Origin of the sequence: Borreliella americana (genome assembly GCF_021043605.1) — a bacterium.
Classification (GTDB): Bacteria; Spirochaetota; Spirochaetia; order Borreliales; family Borreliaceae; genus Borreliella; species Borreliella americana.
In genome coordinates this window covers 61,242-80,320 of record NZ_JAJNFB010000002.1, presented here as the reverse complement: position 1 = coordinate 80,320, position 19,079 = coordinate 61,242, and the positions used below count along the sequence as shown (strand labels likewise).

The 19,079-nt window shown below is 29.0% G+C and carries 21 protein-coding genes; 1 reads left to right on the top strand and 20 read right to left on the bottom strand.

Annotated elements, in window-relative coordinates; translation table 11 throughout:
* Positions 1 to 43: 43 nt before the first annotated feature.
* The 5 genes from rplI to LRB30_RS01135 all read right to left on the bottom strand — a co-directional run bounded on the left by rplI (position 44) and on the right by LRB30_RS01135 (position 3,543).
* The gene (gene rplI, locus LRB30_RS01155) at positions 44 to 499 is read right to left on the bottom strand and encodes a 50S ribosomal protein L9 (protein ID WP_407928727.1); all 456 of its coding nucleotides are present in this window, start codon (positions 497 to 499) and stop codon (positions 44 to 46) included.
* A gap of 16 nt (positions 500 to 515) precedes the next feature.
* The gene (gene rpsR, locus LRB30_RS01150; protein ID WP_014023370.1) at positions 516 to 806 is read right to left on the bottom strand and encodes a 30S ribosomal protein S18; all 291 of its coding nucleotides are present in this window, start codon (positions 804 to 806) and stop codon (positions 516 to 518) included.
* Positions 807 to 819: 13 nt separating this feature from the next.
* Positions 820 to 1,269 (bottom strand): single-stranded DNA-binding protein, encoded by a 450-nt coding sequence (locus LRB30_RS01145; RefSeq protein ID WP_231014285.1) that lies wholly within the window; start codon positions 1,267 to 1,269, stop codon positions 820 to 822.
* 20 nt (positions 1,270 to 1,289) lie between these two features.
* On the bottom strand, positions 1,290 to 1,700 hold the full coding sequence (rpsF, locus tag LRB30_RS01140; RefSeq protein ID WP_231014284.1) for a 30S ribosomal protein S6: 411 nt from the start codon (positions 1,698 to 1,700) through the stop codon (positions 1,290 to 1,292).
* Positions 1,701 to 1,848: 148 nt separating this feature from the next.
* A complete protein-coding gene (locus tag LRB30_RS01135; RefSeq protein WP_231014282.1) occupies positions 1,849 to 3,543 on the bottom strand; it encodes a PTS transporter subunit EIIC in 1,695 nt (564 codons plus the stop codon).
* A gap of 208 nt (positions 3,544 to 3,751) precedes the next feature.
* On the opposite strand from LRB30_RS01135, the gene trhA reads away from it, so the two are divergent.
* The gene (gene trhA, locus LRB30_RS01130) at positions 3,752 to 4,453 is read left to right on the top strand and encodes a PAQR family membrane homeostasis protein TrhA (RefSeq protein WP_231014281.1); all 702 of its coding nucleotides are present in this window, start codon (positions 3,752 to 3,754) and stop codon (positions 4,451 to 4,453) included.
* On the opposite strand, the gene rseP is transcribed toward trhA, so the two are convergent.
* The 15 genes from rseP to greA all read right to left on the bottom strand — a co-directional run bounded on the left by rseP (position 4,450) and on the right by greA (position 19,074).
* Positions 4,450 to 5,751, bottom strand: a complete 1,302-nt coding sequence (gene rseP / locus LRB30_RS01125; RefSeq protein ID WP_231014279.1) for an RIP metalloprotease RseP — start codon at positions 5,749 to 5,751, stop codon at positions 4,450 to 4,452. The two genes, trhA and rseP, sit on opposite strands and share 4 nt — an antisense overlap.
* Before the next feature lie 18 nt (positions 5,752 to 5,769).
* Entirely contained in the window at positions 5,770 to 6,621 is an 852-nt protein-coding gene (locus LRB30_RS01120) for a phosphatidate cytidylyltransferase (RefSeq protein WP_231014287.1), read from the bottom strand.
* 1 nt (position 6,622) lies between these two features.
* A complete protein-coding gene (uppS, locus tag LRB30_RS01115) occupies positions 6,623 to 7,315 on the bottom strand; it encodes a polyprenyl diphosphate synthase (protein ID WP_231018643.1) in 693 nt (230 codons plus the stop codon).
* 3 nt (positions 7,316 to 7,318) lie between these two features.
* Positions 7,319 to 7,873, bottom strand: a complete 555-nt coding sequence (gene frr, locus LRB30_RS01110) for a ribosome recycling factor (protein ID WP_231014276.1) — start codon at positions 7,871 to 7,873, stop codon at positions 7,319 to 7,321.
* A gap of 34 nt (positions 7,874 to 7,907) precedes the next feature.
* Positions 7,908 to 8,747 carry a translation elongation factor Ts gene (tsf, locus tag LRB30_RS01105; protein WP_231014274.1) on the bottom strand — a complete coding sequence of 280 codons (840 nt, stop codon included), beginning with the start codon at positions 8,745 to 8,747 and terminating at the stop codon, positions 7,908 to 7,910.
* A gap of 3 nt (positions 8,748 to 8,750) precedes the next feature.
* Positions 8,751 to 9,533 carry a 30S ribosomal protein S2 gene (gene rpsB, locus LRB30_RS01100; RefSeq protein ID WP_231014272.1) on the bottom strand — a complete coding sequence of 261 codons (783 nt, stop codon included), beginning with the start codon at positions 9,531 to 9,533 and terminating at the stop codon, positions 8,751 to 8,753.
* A 214-nt stretch (positions 9,534 to 9,747) separates the two neighbouring features.
* Positions 9,748 to 10,026, bottom strand: a complete 279-nt coding sequence (locus LRB30_RS01095) for a hypothetical protein (protein ID WP_231014270.1) — start codon at positions 10,024 to 10,026, stop codon at positions 9,748 to 9,750.
* A 19-nt stretch (positions 10,027 to 10,045) separates the two neighbouring features.
* A complete protein-coding gene (locus LRB30_RS01090) occupies positions 10,046 to 10,768 on the bottom strand; it encodes a hypothetical protein (RefSeq protein ID WP_231014269.1) in 723 nt (240 codons plus the stop codon).
* 56 nt (positions 10,769 to 10,824) lie between these two features.
* Entirely contained in the window at positions 10,825 to 11,436 is a 612-nt protein-coding gene (locus LRB30_RS01085; protein WP_231014268.1) for a hypothetical protein, read from the bottom strand.
* Positions 11,436 to 13,091 carry a 30S ribosomal protein S1 gene (locus LRB30_RS01080; protein ID WP_231014267.1) on the bottom strand — a complete coding sequence of 552 codons (1,656 nt, stop codon included), beginning with the start codon at positions 13,089 to 13,091 and terminating at the stop codon, positions 11,436 to 11,438. Before LRB30_RS01080 ends, LRB30_RS01085 begins: the two co-directional genes overlap by 1 nt.
* Before the next feature lie 2 nt (positions 13,092 to 13,093).
* Complete coding sequence (gene cmk, locus LRB30_RS01075) at positions 13,094 to 13,759, bottom strand: (d)CMP kinase (RefSeq protein ID WP_231018641.1); 666 nt, start codon at positions 13,757 to 13,759, stop codon at positions 13,094 to 13,096.
* The gene (locus LRB30_RS01070; protein WP_231018639.1) at positions 13,743 to 14,492 is read right to left on the bottom strand and encodes a pseudouridine synthase; all 750 of its coding nucleotides are present in this window, start codon (positions 14,490 to 14,492) and stop codon (positions 13,743 to 13,745) included. Before LRB30_RS01070 ends, cmk begins: the two co-directional genes overlap by 17 nt.
* The gene (locus tag LRB30_RS01065; protein WP_231018638.1) at positions 14,479 to 15,243 is read right to left on the bottom strand and encodes a hypothetical protein; all 765 of its coding nucleotides are present in this window, start codon (positions 15,241 to 15,243) and stop codon (positions 14,479 to 14,481) included. Before LRB30_RS01065 ends, LRB30_RS01070 begins: the two co-directional genes overlap by 14 nt.
* Before the next feature lie 14 nt (positions 15,244 to 15,257).
* On the bottom strand, positions 15,258 to 16,355 hold the full coding sequence (gene recA / locus LRB30_RS01060) for a recombinase RecA (RefSeq protein WP_231014697.1): 1,098 nt from the start codon (positions 16,353 to 16,355) through the stop codon (positions 15,258 to 15,260).
* Positions 16,356 to 16,368: 13 nt separating this feature from the next.
* Positions 16,369 to 19,074, bottom strand: coding sequence for a transcription elongation factor GreA (greA, locus tag LRB30_RS01055; RefSeq protein WP_231018637.1), 2,706 nt, complete (start codon positions 19,072 to 19,074; stop codon positions 16,369 to 16,371).
* Positions 19,075 to 19,079: the final 5 nt, after the last annotated feature.

The following is a 19,079-nucleotide window of genomic DNA, read 5'->3' as shown; positions in this document are numbered from 1 at the left end:
ACTCATCTTCTTTATTCAACTTTTTACTTAAAGACTTTTTATCCTATTGTTTTTTTTCTTTTTTTATCTCTACTTTAATAATAGAGCTAATACCTTCATAAAGCTTAATTGACACATCATAAGTTCCAAAAGTCTTTAAGGTTCCATGATGTATATCTATTTTTTTTCTCTCTATATTAAAACCAAGTTTTAAAAGTTCATCAGCAATATTTAAACTGTTAATACTATGAAACAATTTGCCAGAATCATTAGATTTCATAAAAAATTCTAATTTAACAAGATCAAGCTTAGATTTCAGATCGTTAGCCATTTGCTTTTTTGTTTCTTGCTTTTTTAATATTGATCTTCTTTTTTGATTAAAAATCTCAATATTATGTTTATTTGAAAAAACTGCAAAACCTTTTGGTAGTAAATAGTTTCTTGCAAATCCATCTCTTACCTCTACAGTATCCCCTTCTTTTCCAAGATTAATAAAATCTTCCTTTAAAATCACTCTCATAATTACCCCCAAATAATTATTTTTTTACAAAAGGCAACAAAGCCATATATCTTGCCCGTTTAATTTCTAATGCCAAGCGTCTTTGGTGCTTAGCAGAAGTTCCAGTAATTCTTTTGGGTAAAATTTTACCTTGCTCGGTAATAAACTTTTTAAGAAAATCAAAATCCTTATAATCAGGATGTTTACCAGAATCACAAAATTTACATGACTTTCTCTTAAAAAATCTGAAATTTGAATTTTTCTTAAAGCCATCCTGCTGATTTTCAAATCTTGAATCCCTTTGATTTGCATCTCTATCTTTATACATAACTTAAACTCCATTAAAAAGGTATATCTTCACTAAACTTATCATCAATAATATCAATATCTTTAACTACATCTTCTTTTTTATGATTTGTCAAACTATTGATATCTGAATCTTGCATTTGAATGGTATTAGAACCTGAGCTAAACATTTGCAAATTATCTACAAATATATTGACCTTACTCCTCTTATCACCCGTATTCCTATCTTGCCAGCTTTCATATTTAAGAGACCCACTTACCACAACTTGTTTGCCCTTTTTCAAATAATCGCTGAGACTTTCAGCTCTTTTTGAAAAAATAACACAATCAAAATATTGTGGATAATCAATCCATTCATCGTTTTTCTTCATTCTTCTATTATTAGCTATAGAAAACCTAAGAACAGCCATGCCACTTTCTGCATAAGAAAGCTCAGAATCTCTTGTAAGCCTACCAGACAATACTAATGAATTAATATCAGCCATTCAAAATCCTCTTATTTTTCCTAAATATCTGTGCTTTCAGAACCTGTTGGTGTTTCAACTTTAGAGGCACCTTTAAGACTGTCTTTGTCAATATTGTCTCTAAATTCTCTAAAATTTCTTCTTTTGATTTTTTTAGTATTAATCTTTCTAACTACTTTAACCAAAATCATATACCTAAGCAAGTTTTTAATTAACTTAAGCCTTGATTCAAGTTCTTTTAAATTATTACCTTCCATACTAAACTCTATTATTTCATAACGACCCCTGGCCTGCTTTTTGATAGGATATTCCAAGGCTCTCTCCCCAATAAAATTGCTAACAATTTCAGTTGCACCAAAAAATTCTAAAGATTTTTTAACTTCTTCTAAAGAACCTTTATATTCAATTTCTTCACTTTTAAACAAAAAACATGCCTCATATCTTTTAATCATTACTAAAACTCCTTATGGTCTATCGCATTGCAAAGTATGCAATAAAGGCTACTTAGTTAGTATATAAAAGAGACTAATTTTTTTCAACAACAAAAACTTTTTATAACATACAAAATGTATCTAAAAAATAATGCTATAATGTTAAACCCTAATCTTCTTCTAATTCGCTAAGCTTATAGGTTTTCCCTAACTTGCCTTGCTTTTCAAGTTTTTTGTCTTCTTTCATTTCAATATAAGTCTTAAAGCCTTTTTTTACATTATCAACTGCAACCATAACACTAGCTTCAAAAAGACTCTTTGGAGAATAGTTATCAATAGCCTTTTTAATATAATAAACATTAGATCCATAAAAAAGTTGAACCCTGCCATTAACAAGTCCTATTTTAAGAACTCCAGCCTCTTTCAGCAAATCATTATCAACAAGCTCAGTATTAACAACATCTACATGCAATCTTGTAGAACAAACATCAAGCTTTGTAATATTATCAAATCCACCAAGACCTTGAATTAAAAGATGAGCAATCCCGAGACTCTCTAGCTTGCCTTCTTGGCCTTCAAAAAATGGATCGTCTGTAACAAATATTTGAAAATCAAAATATCTATAAAGCCAACTAAAAGTAAAATAATAAAGAACAAAAAATATTGCCCCCAAAGGTACTACACTAATCCAATTTGTCTTAGAATTTCCTTGAAGTATTCCAAACATAAAAAAATCTAAAAATCCATTAGAAAAGGTATTGCCAATCGTAACATCAAAAAAATTAGCAAGCAACAATGCAAATCCCGAATAAGTGGCATGAACAAAATAAAGCAAGGGCGCTGTAAAAATAAATAAAAATTCCAAAGGTTCAGTTATTCCTGTTAAAAAAGCTGTCAAGGCCCCAGATAAAAGAAGCGCTGCAACCTTATTTTTATCTTCATGAACAATACCCTTGTAAACCCCCAACGCTGCTCCGGGAAGTCCAAACATAATAGAGAGATAAAATCCACTGCTAATCTTGGCAAAGCCTGATGAAAATTTACCAAGTGATGGATCTAATAACTGAGCATAAAATATATTCTTAAGACCTCTAACAGCATTGCCATTAATTATCTCTACTCCTCCCAAAGAAGTAAAATCAAAAGGAAAAGATAAAATAGAATGCAATCCTAAAGGCAATAAAAGCCTATTTAAAAATCCATAAAGAAAACTGCCAAAATATTCAAACTTAAAAACAAACACACCTAAAGATGCAATTAATTTGTCAAAACTCGACCAAATCAAACAAAAAAATATCGCCAAAACAACGCAAAAAGGCAAAATTATTACTATGGGCACAAAATGGGACTCTGAAAAAAAAATAAAAGGCTTAGGCAGCTTCATATTATAAAATTTGTTATGCAAATAGCCAACTACAAGACCTACAGCTAAAGAACCTGCAATTCCTGTATTTAAAGTTTGAACGCCAAGAAAATTTATACGCCCCACAGAAGACATTGACTCTGCTTCAACAAGCCCTGAGAAAGTCTCAATAAAATAATTTCCAGTAATATTAAATGTTAAATAACCAATAAGGCCCCCTAAAGCAGCTGTTCCCTGCCCCATTCTTGCAACTCCAATAGAAATTCCAATAGAAAAAATTAAGGGCATATTGAGAAGAATAGCATTGCCTATAGCTTTCATTAAACCCAAAACATTTTGAATAAAAATTTTATCAACATAAACAATACTAGAAGAATTTGAAAATGCAGATCCAATGCCAATCAATAAACATGCAACTGGTAAAATAGAAATAGGCACTCGTAGTGCTTTAGAAACTTTTTGCAAACTTGAAAAGTTAATTATTTTAATAAAATTAATCATGCTAAACCTCTCCAATACTAATTTCAGCAAACACTATTTATTATAAAGCTTTTTTTGTAAAAAAAAACCTCACTTACTAAACAAGCCAAATAATAAGATTAGATAAATCAAGCAAGAGTAAGATTTAATTTGATCTTGAGAAAAACTTACAATTAAAGTAATGTATTATATATTTTTTATAAATAAATGATAAAACGGAGGCAAAGTTATGCTTAGAGAAAACAAACTTAAAAATTACTCGTTAAGCGAAGTTAATACAAGCAAAATACCAAAAAATGAACTTTTTAGTTCAATATCGCATCTTTTTGGAATTATTTTGTCTATCATCGGAACAACAATTCTTGTTACAATATCTACTCTTAAGAAAAAAGATTTACATGTACTTGTATTCTTTATTTACGGGTTTTCAATGACTCTATTATATGTAATGAGTACTCTTTATCACATATTTCCAAAAGGAAGTAAAATAAAAAAAATATTTAGAAAATTTGATCATATTTCAATATTCATTCTAATAGCAGGAACTTATACTCCTGCATGTGCCATCCTTGTACCAAACAAATCAGGACTAATAATATTATGCATAGTGTGGAGCTTAGCTATAATTGGAATAATTTTTAAAGTAATATTTACAAATAGCCCTGGATGGTTTAATGGATCCATATTTATAATCATGGGGTGGATTATCATTTTTAAAATTAAGCCCATTTATAAGACCCTCAACGGACAAGGATTTTTTTGGTTAGTTTTTGGTGGAATCGTATATACAATAGGCGCAATAGTATACGCATTAAGTAAAAAATTCAATCCAACAATTAATATGAAAATGCATGATGTATTTCATGTATTGATAATAATCGCATCAGCATCTCACTTTTGGTTTATGCTAAAATACATTTCTAATTTTTAATTAAATATATTCAAAAAACCTTTCAAATCGTTAAAAAGGCCCAGACCAAAAAGAAACAGTCCCAAAAAAACACCAAAGCCATAAAAAGAATAAATGGTTTTGGCCTTAAATCTTTTGCCACGCAAAAGTTCAATCAAACTGATAAAAATTTGTCCCCCATCAAAAATAGGTATTACAATAAAAAATAGATTCATGCCAGCAAGAATTAAGCTCAAGAAAGAAATACTATTAATCCAATACAATACCCCTAAAGAATAAGATGAAGAGAGAATGCCTACAATTCCAATAGGGCCTGATACATTTTTAGAAGTATTTAAAAAATTTGTTATTAATAAAAAAATAGAATACAAAATGTCTTTCAAAGCGTTTACAACCTGAAAAAAAGAATTCTTAATGGCACTTGAAACATTTTCTACTTTAACTATCCTTTCTAAAGGCGGTGAAAAATATATACCAATCATTTTATTTTTATCATGAAATATTAATTTTGAAGAAAAAATCTCGCCATTTCTAGAAAACTTAATCTCCGCAACATCCGAATTTAAATTCTTAAGAAAATCATCTAAATCTCTTTTATTTTTCAAAAGAATATTATCAATGCTAATTATTTCATCACCCGGTTTCATTCCTGCAATCTTAGCAGGCAAATTTAAAACCACATCTGCTACCACAAGATCAACCCAAGGGCCAATTTCTTTTAAAAAATCTTGCAAACTAACAGTCTCTTTAAAAGTAATATTTTCTTTTTCCCTTAAAACATCAAATATAACTGTAGATTTTTCCTCAGGAATAACTTTTCTTAAATCAGAAAAATATTCAATTTTTTTATTATTAATCTTTAATATAACATCACCATCTCTAAATTTATCTTTTAAAAAAGAATCTTTATTTAAAATACTAACCCTTGAAGAATAATCAAAATATATAACACCTGCCATACTTATAAAAATGAAAACAATAAATGAAAAAATCAAATTAAACAAAGGACCTGCAAAATATATTAGAATTTTTTTAAAATGTGAAATTCCAAACAAAGAATCTTTATCCGCTTCTAATTCTTTATTTGCCTTAAGTTCTTTTTCTAAGTGATCAAATCCTTTAAGCTTACAATATCCTCCTAAAAGGATTGGAGAAAGCCTATACTCAGTATTATTAATTTTAAACTTTAATATGCTAGGACCTATACCCACAGAAAAAATTTCAACCTTAACTTTAAAAAGCTTCGCAAATAAAAAGTGCCCTAGCTCATGAATAAATATTATAAAACTAAGAGCCAGCACACTAAAAAGAATATACATAATTTCCTCCCAAAATCACTAAGATAGGTATAAATAAAATATAGGACCTGTTAAAAGAAAAGAGTCAATCGAATCAAGAGCTCCGCCTCTACCAGGAACAATTTTCCCAGAATCTTTTACTCCAGCACTTCGCTTTAATCCAGATTCAAACAAGTCGCCAATAATGGTAAAAACTCCAATCAAAATGCCTAAAACAATAGATTCTCCATAGCTTAAATTTATTAATCTAAAAAACACTGCAAATATAGCAGCAAACACAGAAAACAAAATGCCTCCAAAAAATCCCATTAATGTTTTATTTGGGCTAATAATAGTGGGACGATAACTGTTTTTCCCTAAAAAATAACCAAAAAGATATGCAAAAGTATCATTTCCACTTACCATAGCAAAAAGTATTAACATCAAAAATGGTGCCTTAGGTAAAGTTGTAATAGAAACCGTAAAAGACATTAATGCCCCAGGATATATAAGTATAAAAAGTATTGACGTTGCTTGAGAAAAAAAGTTTCCAATCTCATGTTCTTTAATAAACACCAAATCAACAATCCAATTGCTAAAAACTAACGCTATAACCAAGTAATATATTACATTCATGCCCAAATAAAAAACATTAAAATGAATATATGTTAAAATTGGAGGAACAAACCCTAAAAAAAAAGATAATATGCTCGAAAGTCCTGAGGATTTGAATTTTAATTTTAATAAATCATTAACTTCTTTTGCTGCAAAGCCACTAAATATAAAAATTAAAATATTAAGAAATAAATAATTTTTAAAATCTAAAAATATTAAAAATAAAATCAAAGGAACAAAAAATAGAAATGTTCCCAACCTTGCAAAAAAAGCAAATCTCTTAACCTTACTCAACAAATCATCTCCCAAAATTTCTTCTTCTAAATTGGAAACATTCCAAATCTTTACTATACTTATTGTCATAATATTCAGGCCACAAAACATTTGAAAAAATTAATTCAGAATAAGCAATCCTCCATAAGAAAAAATTACTTATTCTAATATTTCCGCCTGTACGTATTAAAAGATCAAGATCGGGTAGTTCTGGATTGTCTAAAAAACTGGAAAAAGTATTCTCATTCAAAGACTCTAAATCAAAATCGCTTGAAACAAATTTTTTAACAGCTCTAAGTATTTCATTACGACCCCCATAATTGATTGCCAAATTTAAAATAAGATTATTGAAATTTTCAGAAAAGCTAATAGAATCTTTTATAGAACTTTTTACTTCCTTGCTTAAAGACTCAACATCTCCTGAAACTATTATTTTTATTCCATTTTTTTTATAAAAATCAAATTCAGCTCTTAAATAGTTGGCAATTAAAAACATTAAATTTTCTATCTCACAATCATCCCTTTTCCAATTCTCAGTAGAAAATACATAAAAGGATAAATATTTAATACCTATCCTTAAAGAATACTTCACTATTTCTTTTGCTCTTTTAAGACCCTCTTTATAACCTTCCAAAGAAGACAATCCTCTGCCTAAAGCCCACCTTCTATTGCCATCCATAATAATTCCAACATGACCTGGAAGAGAACCTTTATTCATGGATTAAGCTTCCATTATTTCTTGAATTTTAGATTCTAAAATTGAATCTATCTTTTTAATACAAATATCTGTAGATTTTTGAATATCATCTAAAATTCTTTTTAAACTGTCCTCTGTAATTTCCGATTCTTTTTCTTGCTTTTTAACCTTATTGTTTAAATCCTGTCGTATATTTCTAGTTGAAATTTTATGTTCTTCTGCTATTTTTTTAGCATGCTTTACAATCTCTTGCCGCCTTTCACTAGTTAAATTTGGAACCTTAATTCTAATAACTGAACCATCATTTGAAGGATTCATAGAAAGATCAGAATTAAGTATGGCTTGCTCTATCTTATTTAAGATACTTTTATCCCAGGGCTGAATAACAACAAGCCTTGCTTCAGGAATTCTAATACTTGACACTTGAGTTATAGGTGTTCTTCGGTCATGGTATTGAATACAAATTCTATCAAAAATATTACTAGTAATTCTACCTGTTCTTAACGTTTTATATTCATTATCAAGTGATAAAAGAACCTTGTTCATCCTTTCATCTAGAAAAGCCTTATAATCTTCCATATAAACTCCTCCTTGCTGATAAAAAGCACATTATCTACCCTATTCTTAAATATTTAAACTCAACCATTTCTACCTTGCTTGAAATTGCTTTTGAAATTTCTTCAAGCATTTCCTTTACAGTGATTTTATCATTCTTTACAAAACTTTGCTCAAGAAGAGAAATCTCAGCAAGATGTTTTTTGATTTTTCCCGCAACTATACCCTTGATTATGCTTTTCGGCTTACCACTAGATTCTAATTGCTTGGTAAATATTTCTTCTTGCTCTTTAATATAATTTGGACAAACATCATCATTTCTCAAATAAACAGGAGCAAACGCAGCTACGTGCAAAGCTAAATCCATAGCAAAATTTTGAAAAATTTTATCTTCAGTTTTAGAAAAATCATTTACTTTTAATTTAACTAAAACGCCTATCTTGGATTGTTCACCATGCAAATAAATTCTTACAAACTCATTAGATTGAATTTCAGTAATAAAAATCTTTTTAACCTGAATATTTTCTTTTATTGTAGCTGCTAAATTTTTAAGCTCTAACTCTTGAGAAGTAGTTAAAGAATCTCTTCCGCTTTCTACCAATTCCTTAATCAAAGAATCGCCAAAATTAACAAAATTGTGATTTAAAGCAACAAAGTCTGTTTCACAAGAAACAAGCAAAAGCCCAGCATGAATATTGTTTGAATATGAGAATACTCTGCCTTCTTTTGCATCTCTGTCAAGTCTTTTCTCAGCAGATGCGATTCCCATTTCTCTAAGTTTTTTTTTAGCTAATTCAAAGTCTCCACCAGCAGCAGACAAAGCTTTTTTACAATCTCCAAAACCAGCATTGGTTTCTTCTCGAAGCTTTTTTACATCTTGAGGACTAATAATGCTCATAAATTACTCTCCCCTTTCTTCAATAGAATCACTTTTATCGTTTTTAATTTCAATTTCTTTCATCAAATCTTCTTCATTCAAATTTTCAATTATTTGAATACCAACCTCTTTATCACTTTCTAAAATAGCATCAGATATTATTTTAGTAAACAAAGCAACAGAGCGAATCGCATCATCATTGCCAGGAATTGGACAATCAATAACATCTGGATTACAATTCGTATCAACCACAGAAATAATGGGAATTTTTAATTTTCTAGCCTCATTAATAGCTATTTGCTCTCTCTTAGGATCAATGATAAAAATAGCACCAGGAAGCGTTTCCATGTCCTTGATGCCTGTTAAATTTTTAGCTAATTTTGATTTTTCACGATTAAGTTGTGAAATCTCTTTTTTGCTTATCATGTCAAAAGTTCCATCAACTTCCATCTTTTCTAGCTTTTTTAATTTTTGAACAGATTTTCTAATCGTATTAAAATTAGAAAGCATGCCTCCAAGCCATCTATTGTTTACATATGGCATATCACTTCTTCTTGCTTCTTGTTCTATTATTTCACTAGCTTGCTTTTTAGTTCCAATAAAAAGCACCTTTTTGCCATCTTTTATTACACTTTGAACAAGCTCATAAGAATCTTTAATACCCTGCAAAGTTTTTTGAAGATCTAAAATATGTATTTCATTTCTCTCAGAAAAAATAAATCTTTTCATTCTAGGATCAAGCCTTTTTACTTGATGACCAAAATGAACTCCGGCCTCTAACAGACTCTTCATCGTAACAATTGCCAAATCAACCTCCTATTGTCCTTCTCTTTTACTCACCATGAAAACACACGGCGGAAATTATCCCCTCTTTTATAAGAATATAATAAAACAATCCAATTAATAAGTCCACCGCATTAAAAATAAACGTAATTCTCTTTAATAAAATTATCAACAAATTATATTAATAAAAAAATATTAAAAGCTAAATTAATATCAAACTCTTTTAAAAATCATTCCTTTATAGATCGTTCTTATTTCTTTCAGAGAATTTAATCAAACCTATTAAAATAACTGACCCCAAAATAGGAAATAAATAAATAATAAAATCTATTTGCCTTTCATAATAATCAGAATAGAAAAAAGGGATAAAAAACAAAAATAAAATTCCACCCAAAAAGCTTATTAAATAAACTACTAAAAATTTAAAATTTAATATGTTTAAAAACATAACAAAAAAGCTTACCAAAAAAGAAATAACAATGTTTGTTAAAATCAAATGAGAAAAAAATACTATCATAATCCCCCCTTAAAAAGAACTAATTAGATAAACTAAATCCCGACAAATCCCCAAGATTAATAAGAACACTATAAGCATCATCAACAATGCTGCCGACACCCATAACAAAAATTGCCAAATTATACTTAGGGGCAATATCTTTTGTAAAAAAATCTTCATTTATATGTTTTAGATCAATTGGCCTTTTATCTTTATCTAAAAGATTGGACTTTTTAATAGATTTTGAAAAACCTATATATTCTCCTTTGTCAATATGGGACCTATATATAGTTTTCTTCTCAAGAATAACAGATGAAGAAGTATTTCCATTTCTCACAATAATGAATGCCTCACCAGGAACATCTTTTCTTAATTCCCCAAAATTTATTTCAAAATATAAAGACAATTTGCTATCTACCCATTCTTTATTTAATTTAAAAACAGGCTTACCTGAATAAATAGTAGAACTTAAATTTATTTTATAAAACCCTCTATTATTAAATTCGCTAACATTGTCAAAAACACCTTTTAAGGATTCAAAATCTTTTTCTACGCTTTTTTGGAAACTACTTATATGATAATTGGCACCTTCCGGATAAAACTTATAATATATATCAAAACCTCTTAATTTACCAGCTTCTTGGCTAGAAAAATAACCCGCTGGTAAAAAAAAAGCCACAGAATCTCTTGAAATTCGATTATCAACCTTTTCTGGTAAAGGAAGTATTAAAATATTGTCAAGACCACATCCAAAAAATCCCATACAAAATACAAAATATAAGATAAAAAAAATTATAAAACCTCCCCAAACAATACAAATTAATTTTGCTTGAGTTCTAAAATTTTATTATTTGCTATATTTATATATAAATTATTTTCATAAGGAAACTTAACAATTTCTTCATATACTCTAACAGCAAGATTCTTATCTTTTTCCTCAATCAATATTGCCTTACTCAAAAGAGCTCTTACCTTTAAAAAATCCAAACTAGTACTATTGATAAGATCTTCATAAACTAATAAAGCATCTTCTTTTAATCCCATTTTTTCATAAACTGCAGCTTTATTAAGAGAAGCAATTTCACTTTCAATACCCTTTGCCTTAATAACAATATCTAAATCTTTAATAGCATCATCATACTGTGCTTGACTTTGAAAATAAACAGCCCTGGCCAAATAGAACCTTGAAATAAAATAAGATGAAATTTCTTTTTCCTTTGAAATAAGTTCCTTTATCCTAAGAAATATTTTTTCTCTCTCTTTAGCATCATTTTCTTTTAAATAATCATTTAAATCTTTTTCAAGATTTTCTACTATTTCTCCACCACTCTTTACATAATCCTTGCCTAAAGAATTATAAAAAACAACAATAATAGCTACAAACACAAAAATAACAGCAATAAAGAAAACTAAAAGATTATTCCTAGCCATTATTCATCCCTCTTTAGCAAATTTTCAAATGGCTTATAAGATTCCTCATCATTGCCCTTAAATAAATAAGAAGAAATTTCTTCTCTTGATCTTTGATTTTCATACTCCCTATAAGAGAGTAGTACTGACTTGTCTTTAGAATCAATACTTGTTATTACTACTTTAAGCTTGTCTCCAACATTTAATTTTTCGAAAGTTTCTAAACTAGATTCTTTTGTATCCCCCAGTTGAATTTTACTAATAAATCCCATTATTTTATTATAAACTCTTACTTGGAAGCCTTTTGATTTTTTCTCCACAATCTCAACCTCAATAGCATCGCCTTTTTTATAACTTTTAGAAAAATCTTCCCAGGGACTCTCTTCTAACTGCTTAATTCCTAATCTAACATTCCTCTTTCGCTTGTCAACTTCAAGCACTTTCCCATTCACTAAATCACCTATCTTAAAATACTCTTCAGGATCAATCTCCTCAAGCCAAGAAATATCAAACTTACTAACATACGCATCTATACCCTCTTCAATATTTACAAAAGCGCCTGTTTTTGTAATATTGGTAACAACTCCTTGAACAACCCTTCCAATAGGATATTTCTCAGTTAATCTCTCCCAAGGATTCTCATTGATCTGTTTAATACCTAGGGATATTTTTTGATTTTCTTTATCTATCTCTAAAATTTTAACTTCTACAATCTGACCAAGTTTTATTAATTCTTGAGGACTTTTTACTACTCTTATCCAAGAAAAATTACTTATATGTAAAAATCCCGACAATTCGCTGTCAAGTTCAATAACAGCTCCAAAGGGTAAAATTTTTACAACTTTCCCTTTTACAATGCTATCAATTTTATATTTATCATCTACAGAATCCCAAGGATTTGCTTTTAATGCTTTAAGAGACAATTCCATTTTGCCTGTTTGTGGATTTATCTTAATAATTTTCAACTTTAGCTTATCACCAACCCTAACAAAATCTTCAACATTTTCAACTTGATTAAAGGCAATATTTCTTTTATGCAAAATTCCTGTAACAAAATTTTTAATTTTTACAATCGCACCATATTCTGTAATACGCTCAACCACACCATCAACTACATCTTCTTCATTATAAGAACCTACTAACTCTATTCTCTTGGCAAGATCTCTTTCTTTTTCTAAGGTGCGCCTATCAAGAATAAGTCTCAAACCATCTGCTTCGCTTGCTTCAAGGATATAAAATTCAACAACAGACCCTCTTTTTAATTTCTCATCCTTAGATTTAGAGCTTAAATAAAAAGGCATAAAGCCAGAAACATTTTCATTAATTTGAATCTTATAACCATTTGGAAGCTCAACCAGCACCTTGCCTTTAATTATTTTTTTATTTTGAATATATTCATATACTTTATCTTGAAAATTTAAAGAATTAAGCTTTTCAACACTTAAAATAAGACCTAATTCTCCACCTATTCTTACAACGATTGCTTCAAGTTTATCACCAACTTGGGGAACGTTTTCAAATTCTTCAATCTTAATAAAGCCTTCCGATTTATAACCAATATCTACTAGAACATAATCCTTCATAATGTTAACAACCGCTCCAGAAACACGACTTCCAAGCTCTACTCTTTCAAGTACTTTCAAATAATTTTCTTGTAAATCTTTTTGATTTTCCATTCTCACCTCTCTCTTACTTTTTTCAAATTAAACTTTTCTATTATAATATTACATACATCGTCTAATCCTTTGTAGCTTGTATCAAGGTAAAAAACCCCTTTTGATAATTTTAACTTACCATATTGTTTTTTCTTGTCAACATCATCTCTTCTTTTAAGAGTACGCTCTAATTCTTCTAAAGTTTCATTCCCATTTCTTTGTTCATATCGCCTCAAAGCTCGAACTTTAACAGAAGCATCAAGATATATTTTAAATTCAGATTCTGGAAAAACTACAGTAGTAATATCTCTACCTTCTATTATATAATTATCGTCGCTAAATTTAACAACCTCTCTTAACTTTTTATTCACAATGTTTCTTATGCCAACATAAGAAGAATAAAAAGAAACTTGAAAATCAATTTTATCATTTAAAATTTGATTTTCAACATTCTCTCCATTAAGCAAAAAAGTGGAATTATTAAAACTTATATCATTCTCAAGAATCAAATTTAAAAGACTATCCTCACTAATAAAATCGCAGCTATTCATAAGAGATCTTTGAGCAATTAAAGTTATTATTCTATAAAGATGTCCAGAACTTATAAATTTATAATTCAGTTTTAAACCAAGCTCTCTTGCAATTGAGCTTTTCCCTGATGCTGAAGGCCCATCAATTGCTACTATCATTTAATTTCTCCAACCTGGATTTTAAACTATTTATCTTAGATAACGGAACAATTTTTACTTGGCCTTCCTTTAAACTATCCAAACTAATATTGCCAATTCTAATTCTATGAATTTTTTTTAAAAAAATATTTTTACTTAAAAACACTTTTCTTATTTCTCTATTTTTTCCTTCATCTAAAATCAATCTAGCAGAATTTTTATTTAAAATTTCATAAGATTTTAATTTAAAAAATTCTTTTTTTACCTTTATACCCGATTTAAAAGAAATAAGCAAATTTTCATCAATATCTTTTTTTGATTCAATAATATATTCTTTTTCGATTTTTTGCCTTGGATGAATAATATCGTTTGCAAATTTACCATCGTTGGTGAATAATAAAAGTCCAGAGCTTTTAAAATCAAGCCTACCAATTGAAAACACACGCTCTTTAAATAAAGGCTGAACTAAAGATATTGCCAATTTTCTTCTATTAACATCAAAATTGGAACATAAATAATTTCTAGGCTTATTAAGAGCTAGATAAATTTTATTATTAATTTGAAGATCTTTAAAAACAAAAATCTGTTTTTTATAAATTATTCTATCGCCTAAAGATACTTTATCCCCAAGCTTGGCAATAGTGTTATTAACTCTTACAAGTTTCTTTCTTATCAGCTCCTCGCAAAATCTTCTTGACCCTACTCCCTTTTCAGCTAAAAAAACGTGAACTCTAGGGGTTTTAAGTGCAATCATTAATTTTACAACCTCGATACAATACTAATTTGTTATTTAAATATCCTAAATTTACAATATTAAGCATTTGGCACTCAAGAGATACTAAAAAATAAGAAAATCTCTCAAAAGAATAATTATCGGCATTAAAATCCAAAAGAGAATCAAAAACTATGCTACTCTCTTTATTTAAGATAGAAATAATTTTCATCTTTTTCTCAAAAATTTTCAATTCATATTTATTACAAACGGCTTTAAATTTTTTATCACACAAAAAATTTTTATTAATAACTTTCTTCTTAAATGCGCCAGACTTTCTCTTTAAATTTCTCTTTTTATTATTATTAGCAATAGCATTAATATTTTTAACAAAATTATCACTATTGCTAAAAATAAACTCTTCAATCATTTTTGAGTCATAGAATTTAAAATTTTTTGCTTGATTTAATTGTAATTTTTCAGTTTCTCTATTCTTGCTAGAACATATTAATTTTCCCACAACTTTGCGCTCAGCTTTATTTTTGTATTCAAGCTTAAGTGGAAATAAAATTTGAGTTTTCCAATAAAACAAATTATTAGCAAAATAAAAAAAATCAATCAATCCCTGAATGCTTATACCAAGGTCACCTGAAACAGATATAAATTCTTCAATTATTTGATTTAAACTCAAAGTCCTCAGAACATGTCTATTCATACTAACATATTCAAAAAAAAGCTCTATTCCACCTGTAAAATTATCAAGACTGATAGAATAACTATCCAACTCAGACATTTAAATTTTCCATATTACTTAGATTCATCTTCTTTAAATTCAATAAAATTATCATACTCTTGATCAAAATTATTAAAAATTATTTTTCTAAGCCTCTTATCCAAATCATTTGCAAGTTCTACTTCTTTGCTAAGATACTCAATAACACTCTCTTTTCCTTGCCCCAACTTGCTATCTCCTAATGAATACCACGAGCCTGTTTTTTGTATTAAATTATACTTAACGGCAGCATCTAAAATACCAGCTTCTCTTGAGATACCTTTACCAAAATAAATTATCAATTCTACTTTACGAAAAGGTGGAGCAACCTTATTCTTTACAATCTTAACTCTAATCTTATTCCCAATAACATCATCACTTGAACCTGATCTAGTTACTTGTTCAATCTTTCGAACCTCAAGTCTAAGAGATGAATAAAACTTTAAAGCATTCCCGCCAGTAGTAGTCTCAGGATTACCAAACATAACACCAATCCTAATCCTTATTTGATTAATAAACATAATGCAAGTATTGGATTTAGAAAGTATGCCGGTAATCTTTCTAAGAGCCTTGCTCATTAGTCTTGCTTGAAGACCGATCTGAGAATCCCCCATTTCTCCATCTATCTCTAATTTGGGGGTTAAAGCTGCTACAGAATCAACTACAATCAAATCAACACCGCCACTTCTGATTAAATGCTCAGCAATCTCAAGGGCTTGCTCTCCGGTATCAGGCTGACTAAGCCAAAGTTCTGCAACATTAACTCCTAAAGCTTTTGCATAAACAGGGTCAAGAGCATGTTCAGCATCAATAAAAGCAGCCATCCCGCCTTCTTTTTGCACCTCAGCAATCGCTTGAAGGGTTAAAGTGGTCTTGCCAGACGACTCAGGGCCAAAAATTTCTATTATGCGCCCCCTAGGATATCCACCAATACCAAGAGCCTCATCTAATACAATAGATCCACTTGAGATGCTTTTTATACCTTTTCCGACAGGAGATTCTCCCATCTTAATAAGACTTCCCTTCCCAAAAGCTTTTTCTATTTGAATTCTTGCAAGTTCAATAGCTTCCTCTTTATTTGCTCTTTCTATGCCAATAACAGCTTTTTCCCTTTTTTCCTTTAACTTTGACATTCTTAAATTTTCCCTAACTAAATTTTATGGGTTCTATTTTCTTTACAAAATATCTAAAATTAGTATTATTTATAACAAAATTAAGCCTGTCCCCTTCTCTAGAATCAAGCAAATTTTCTCCAAAAGGCGATTTATATGAAATAATGCCTTTATCGGGGTTTGATTCCCAAGGTCCAAGTATTAAATAAGATTCATCTTTACCTGTAGCTTCATTTAAAATGACAACCTTAGTCCCAAAACCAACAACAGAACTTTGAAGATCCTTAGTATCTATAACTTTTGCATTTTCTATTTCCAACATTAAGGAATTTAACCTTTTTGTCAAAAACTGTTGTTTTTCCTTAGCAGAATGATATTCAGCATTTTCTTTTAAATCGCCAAGTTCACGAGCTTTTCCAATTTCTTTTGAATTTTCTGGAATTTCAACTTCTTTTAAATGTTTAAGCTCTTTTTGCTTTTTATTCAAAGAACTTAATATGGTTAAAAATCCAATTTCCATTCTCTCGCCTGCAAGCCGCATCTTCTCATCTTCAAACTCAACCGAATCAAATAATTGCCTTATTATAGATTTAATCTCTAAAAGATCCTTTGGCGGGAAATCTTTTACATAAAAACAAGTCATATAAACCCTTTTTGCAAGCTCTTCATCCCTCGCGACCTCTAAGACTGATTTAAGATATCCATCTTTAACTAAAAGATTAATTGCCATTTTATAAATTCTTTTACTTGCAACAGAATTATTTTTATTATTAATTTTGATAACACTATCTGTTAAAATTTTAATCAAATTGGATAAAAGATCCGAATCTGAATAACTCAACTCTATAGAATAAGTTTTATAATGCTTCAAAATCCAAATATAAGCATCTTTATAGATCTTATAATTTTTTATAACATAGTTAAATAATTTTTCTACTTCTCTGGGATCTTCTTTGTAAAGCGATTCAACCAATCTCTTATTAACAGAATGAGGAAAAAGTTCTTTGTAGTATAAAATCCAATTGCTTAGTTCTTTTTTAATCAAAACAACTAACTCTTTTTTAATTTCTGCATTCAAAATTGAATCAAAAAGATCCACTATTCCTTTTGGATATTCTTTTAAAAGAGATTCCAAATTAACATCTTTTTCTATATTAACTTTTGATGGCAATTCTTCAGAAAAATTACCTAAAGATTTAAGAATAACGTAAGAACTTATAACATGATGATCAACCTTTGTAAAATTGTTAACATAAATTAAAAAATAATTAAGCATCTCTTCTTCAATATGCAAATCCTTAGCAATTCCCTTAACATTACAATAGTTTATAAATATCTCGTATCTTTTATAAAAATCTTTCTCAATCTTAAATTTATCATACATTTTTTCATTCAAATTGGAAGATCTCTCATTATATACATAACAATCAAGCTTGCCAGAATCCATAACAAAATGGGGATTATCCTTTAAAATTTGCTTTGCTTTCAAACTCCATGAATTCCAAGAACTTTGAGTTATCAAGCTTGGAACTAACTCTTTTTTTATTCCCTTTAAATCAATGGCTTTATAGCTTTTTATAATAACCTTTATAGCCCACTCAATATCTTTTTTTATTCTATCTGCAAGTTCCTCTCTAGGCGTTACAGCTTTTAATACTCTAATATCCTCTCTGCTTAGAGGAGACAAAGCCGACATAGCCATATCAAAACCAATAAAATGCCCTCTTTTGGAAACAAAATCAACAGTAATGCCATTATCATTTACACCCCTTACTATTCCAACAGACCAAGTCTGATGATAAACAAAATTACCTTTTGCAAAAAACAAATATTTTTCAAAGTCTGAATATACATCAACAAAGTTCTTATCTAAGTTTTCAATATCAGACTTTACAAGATAATCTTCAATATTTTTAACATCTTTATATCTTTTTCTTAAAAATTTAACCAAATTTTCTCTTGCCTTATGATTTTTGTTATCAAGCTTTAAAATACCTTTTAAAATTTCTATTGTCTCATCAACATTATCAGTCAAAGAATAATGATCAAATAAATCCTCATAAAGAACTATGGCCTTTTTAAATCCAAGATCTTTTTCAATTTTTTGCAAAATAAGCAAAAAAGAATCAAAATCATCCGAAACATAATGAATAAGCTTAGCCCATACTTCTCTGATTCCTGACATTTGTTTTTTATCAATAAAACGATAAATGGCTTTTCTAAAATAGAAAATTGATTTTTGCAAATCAATAGTTTCATAATAAGTAGCAAGCTGTCTAACAAACACAGTATCGTCAATATCTGCTTCAACAATTCTAGTCCAAATACTTGGAAGCTTCTCATTTTCATTGTTCTGAGCATATATTTTTGCAAGAGTATAAAGAGCATGCTTATTCTCAGAAATTAAAAGCATTTCATTGCATATATGCTCAACAAGAGCCCATTTTAAATTTTGAGAAAACAAATCAATAACGGCAAGCAAATTCATATCATTTAAGGGTCGCCTACTATATATGAGCATTCCAGAAATATAAAGACCCGCTATACTTTTTTTAACATCCTTTAAATGCCTGCCACAAATATCAAGAACATCCTCTGTTAACCCCTCATCAATAATATTATCTATCAAATCATCCAATTCTTTTATTTTGGCAAGAGAATAATTATTAACAACTATTCTTGTCCATTTATCTTCTTGTAAAATACTATCTAATTTCTCTATGGTAGTAACATTAGACATCAAAC

What these genes read in the sequence shown, in the direction of transcription:
- frr (WP_231014276.1), bottom strand. Translation starts at nt 7,873, where the DNA reads ATGGAAGATTATAAGGCTTTTCTAGATGAAAGGATGAACAAGGTTCTT.
- rplI (WP_407928727.1), bottom strand. Translation starts at nt 499, where the DNA reads ATGAGAGTGATTTTAAAGGAAGATTTTATTAATCTTGGAAAAGAAGGG.
- recA (WP_231014697.1), bottom strand. Translation starts at nt 16,355, where the DNA reads ATGTCAAAGTTAAAGGAAAAAAGGGAAAAAGCTGTTATTGGCATAGAA.
- LRB30_RS01090 (WP_231014269.1), bottom strand. Translation starts at nt 10,768, where the DNA reads ATGGGATTTTTTGGATGTGGTCTTGACAATATTTTAATACTTCCTTTA.
- rseP (WP_231014279.1), bottom strand. Translation starts at nt 5,751, where the DNA reads ATGTATATTCTTTTTAGTGTGCTGGCTCTTAGTTTTATAATATTTATT.
- tsf (WP_231014274.1), bottom strand. Translation starts at nt 8,747, where the DNA reads ATGAGCATTATTAGTCCTCAAGATGTAAAAAAGCTTCGAGAAGAAACC.
- LRB30_RS01080 (WP_231014267.1), bottom strand. Translation starts at nt 13,091, where the DNA reads ATGGAAAATCAAAAAGATTTACAAGAAAATTATTTGAAAGTACTTGAA.
- trhA (WP_231014281.1), top strand. Translation starts at nt 3,752, where the DNA reads ATGCTTAGAGAAAACAAACTTAAAAATTACTCGTTAAGCGAAGTTAAT.
- LRB30_RS01095 (WP_231014270.1), bottom strand. Translation starts at nt 10,026, where the DNA reads ATGATAGTATTTTTTTCTCATTTGATTTTAACAAACATTGTTATTTCT.
- rpsF (WP_231014284.1), bottom strand. Translation starts at nt 1,700, where the DNA reads ATGATTAAAAGATATGAGGCATGTTTTTTGTTTAAAAGTGAAGAAATT.
- LRB30_RS01085 (WP_231014268.1), bottom strand. Translation starts at nt 11,436, where the DNA reads ATGGCTAGGAATAATCTTTTAGTTTTCTTTATTGCTGTTATTTTTGTG.
- LRB30_RS01070 (WP_231018639.1), bottom strand. Translation starts at nt 14,492, where the DNA reads ATGATTGCACTTAAAACCCCTAGAGTTCACGTTTTTTTAGCTGAAAAG.
- greA (WP_231018637.1), bottom strand. Translation starts at nt 19,074, where the DNA reads ATGTCTAATGTTACTACCATAGAGAAATTAGATAGTATTTTACAAGAA.
- LRB30_RS01065 (WP_231018638.1), bottom strand. Translation starts at nt 15,243, where the DNA reads ATGTCTGAGTTGGATAGTTATTCTATCAGTCTTGATAATTTTACAGGT.
- cmk (WP_231018641.1), bottom strand. Translation starts at nt 13,759, where the DNA reads ATGATAGTAGCAATTGATGGGCCTTCAGCATCAGGGAAAAGCTCAATT.
- uppS (WP_231018643.1), bottom strand. Translation starts at nt 7,315, where the DNA reads ATGAATAAAGGTTCTCTTCCAGGTCATGTTGGAATTATTATGGATGGC.
- rpsR (WP_014023370.1), bottom strand. Translation starts at nt 806, where the DNA reads ATGTATAAAGATAGAGATGCAAATCAAAGGGATTCAAGATTTGAAAAT.
- LRB30_RS01135 (WP_231014282.1), bottom strand. Translation starts at nt 3,543, where the DNA reads ATGATTAATTTTATTAAAATAATTAACTTTTCAAGTTTGCAAAAAGTT.
- LRB30_RS01145 (WP_231014285.1), bottom strand. Translation starts at nt 1,269, where the DNA reads ATGGCTGATATTAATTCATTAGTATTGTCTGGTAGGCTTACAAGAGAT.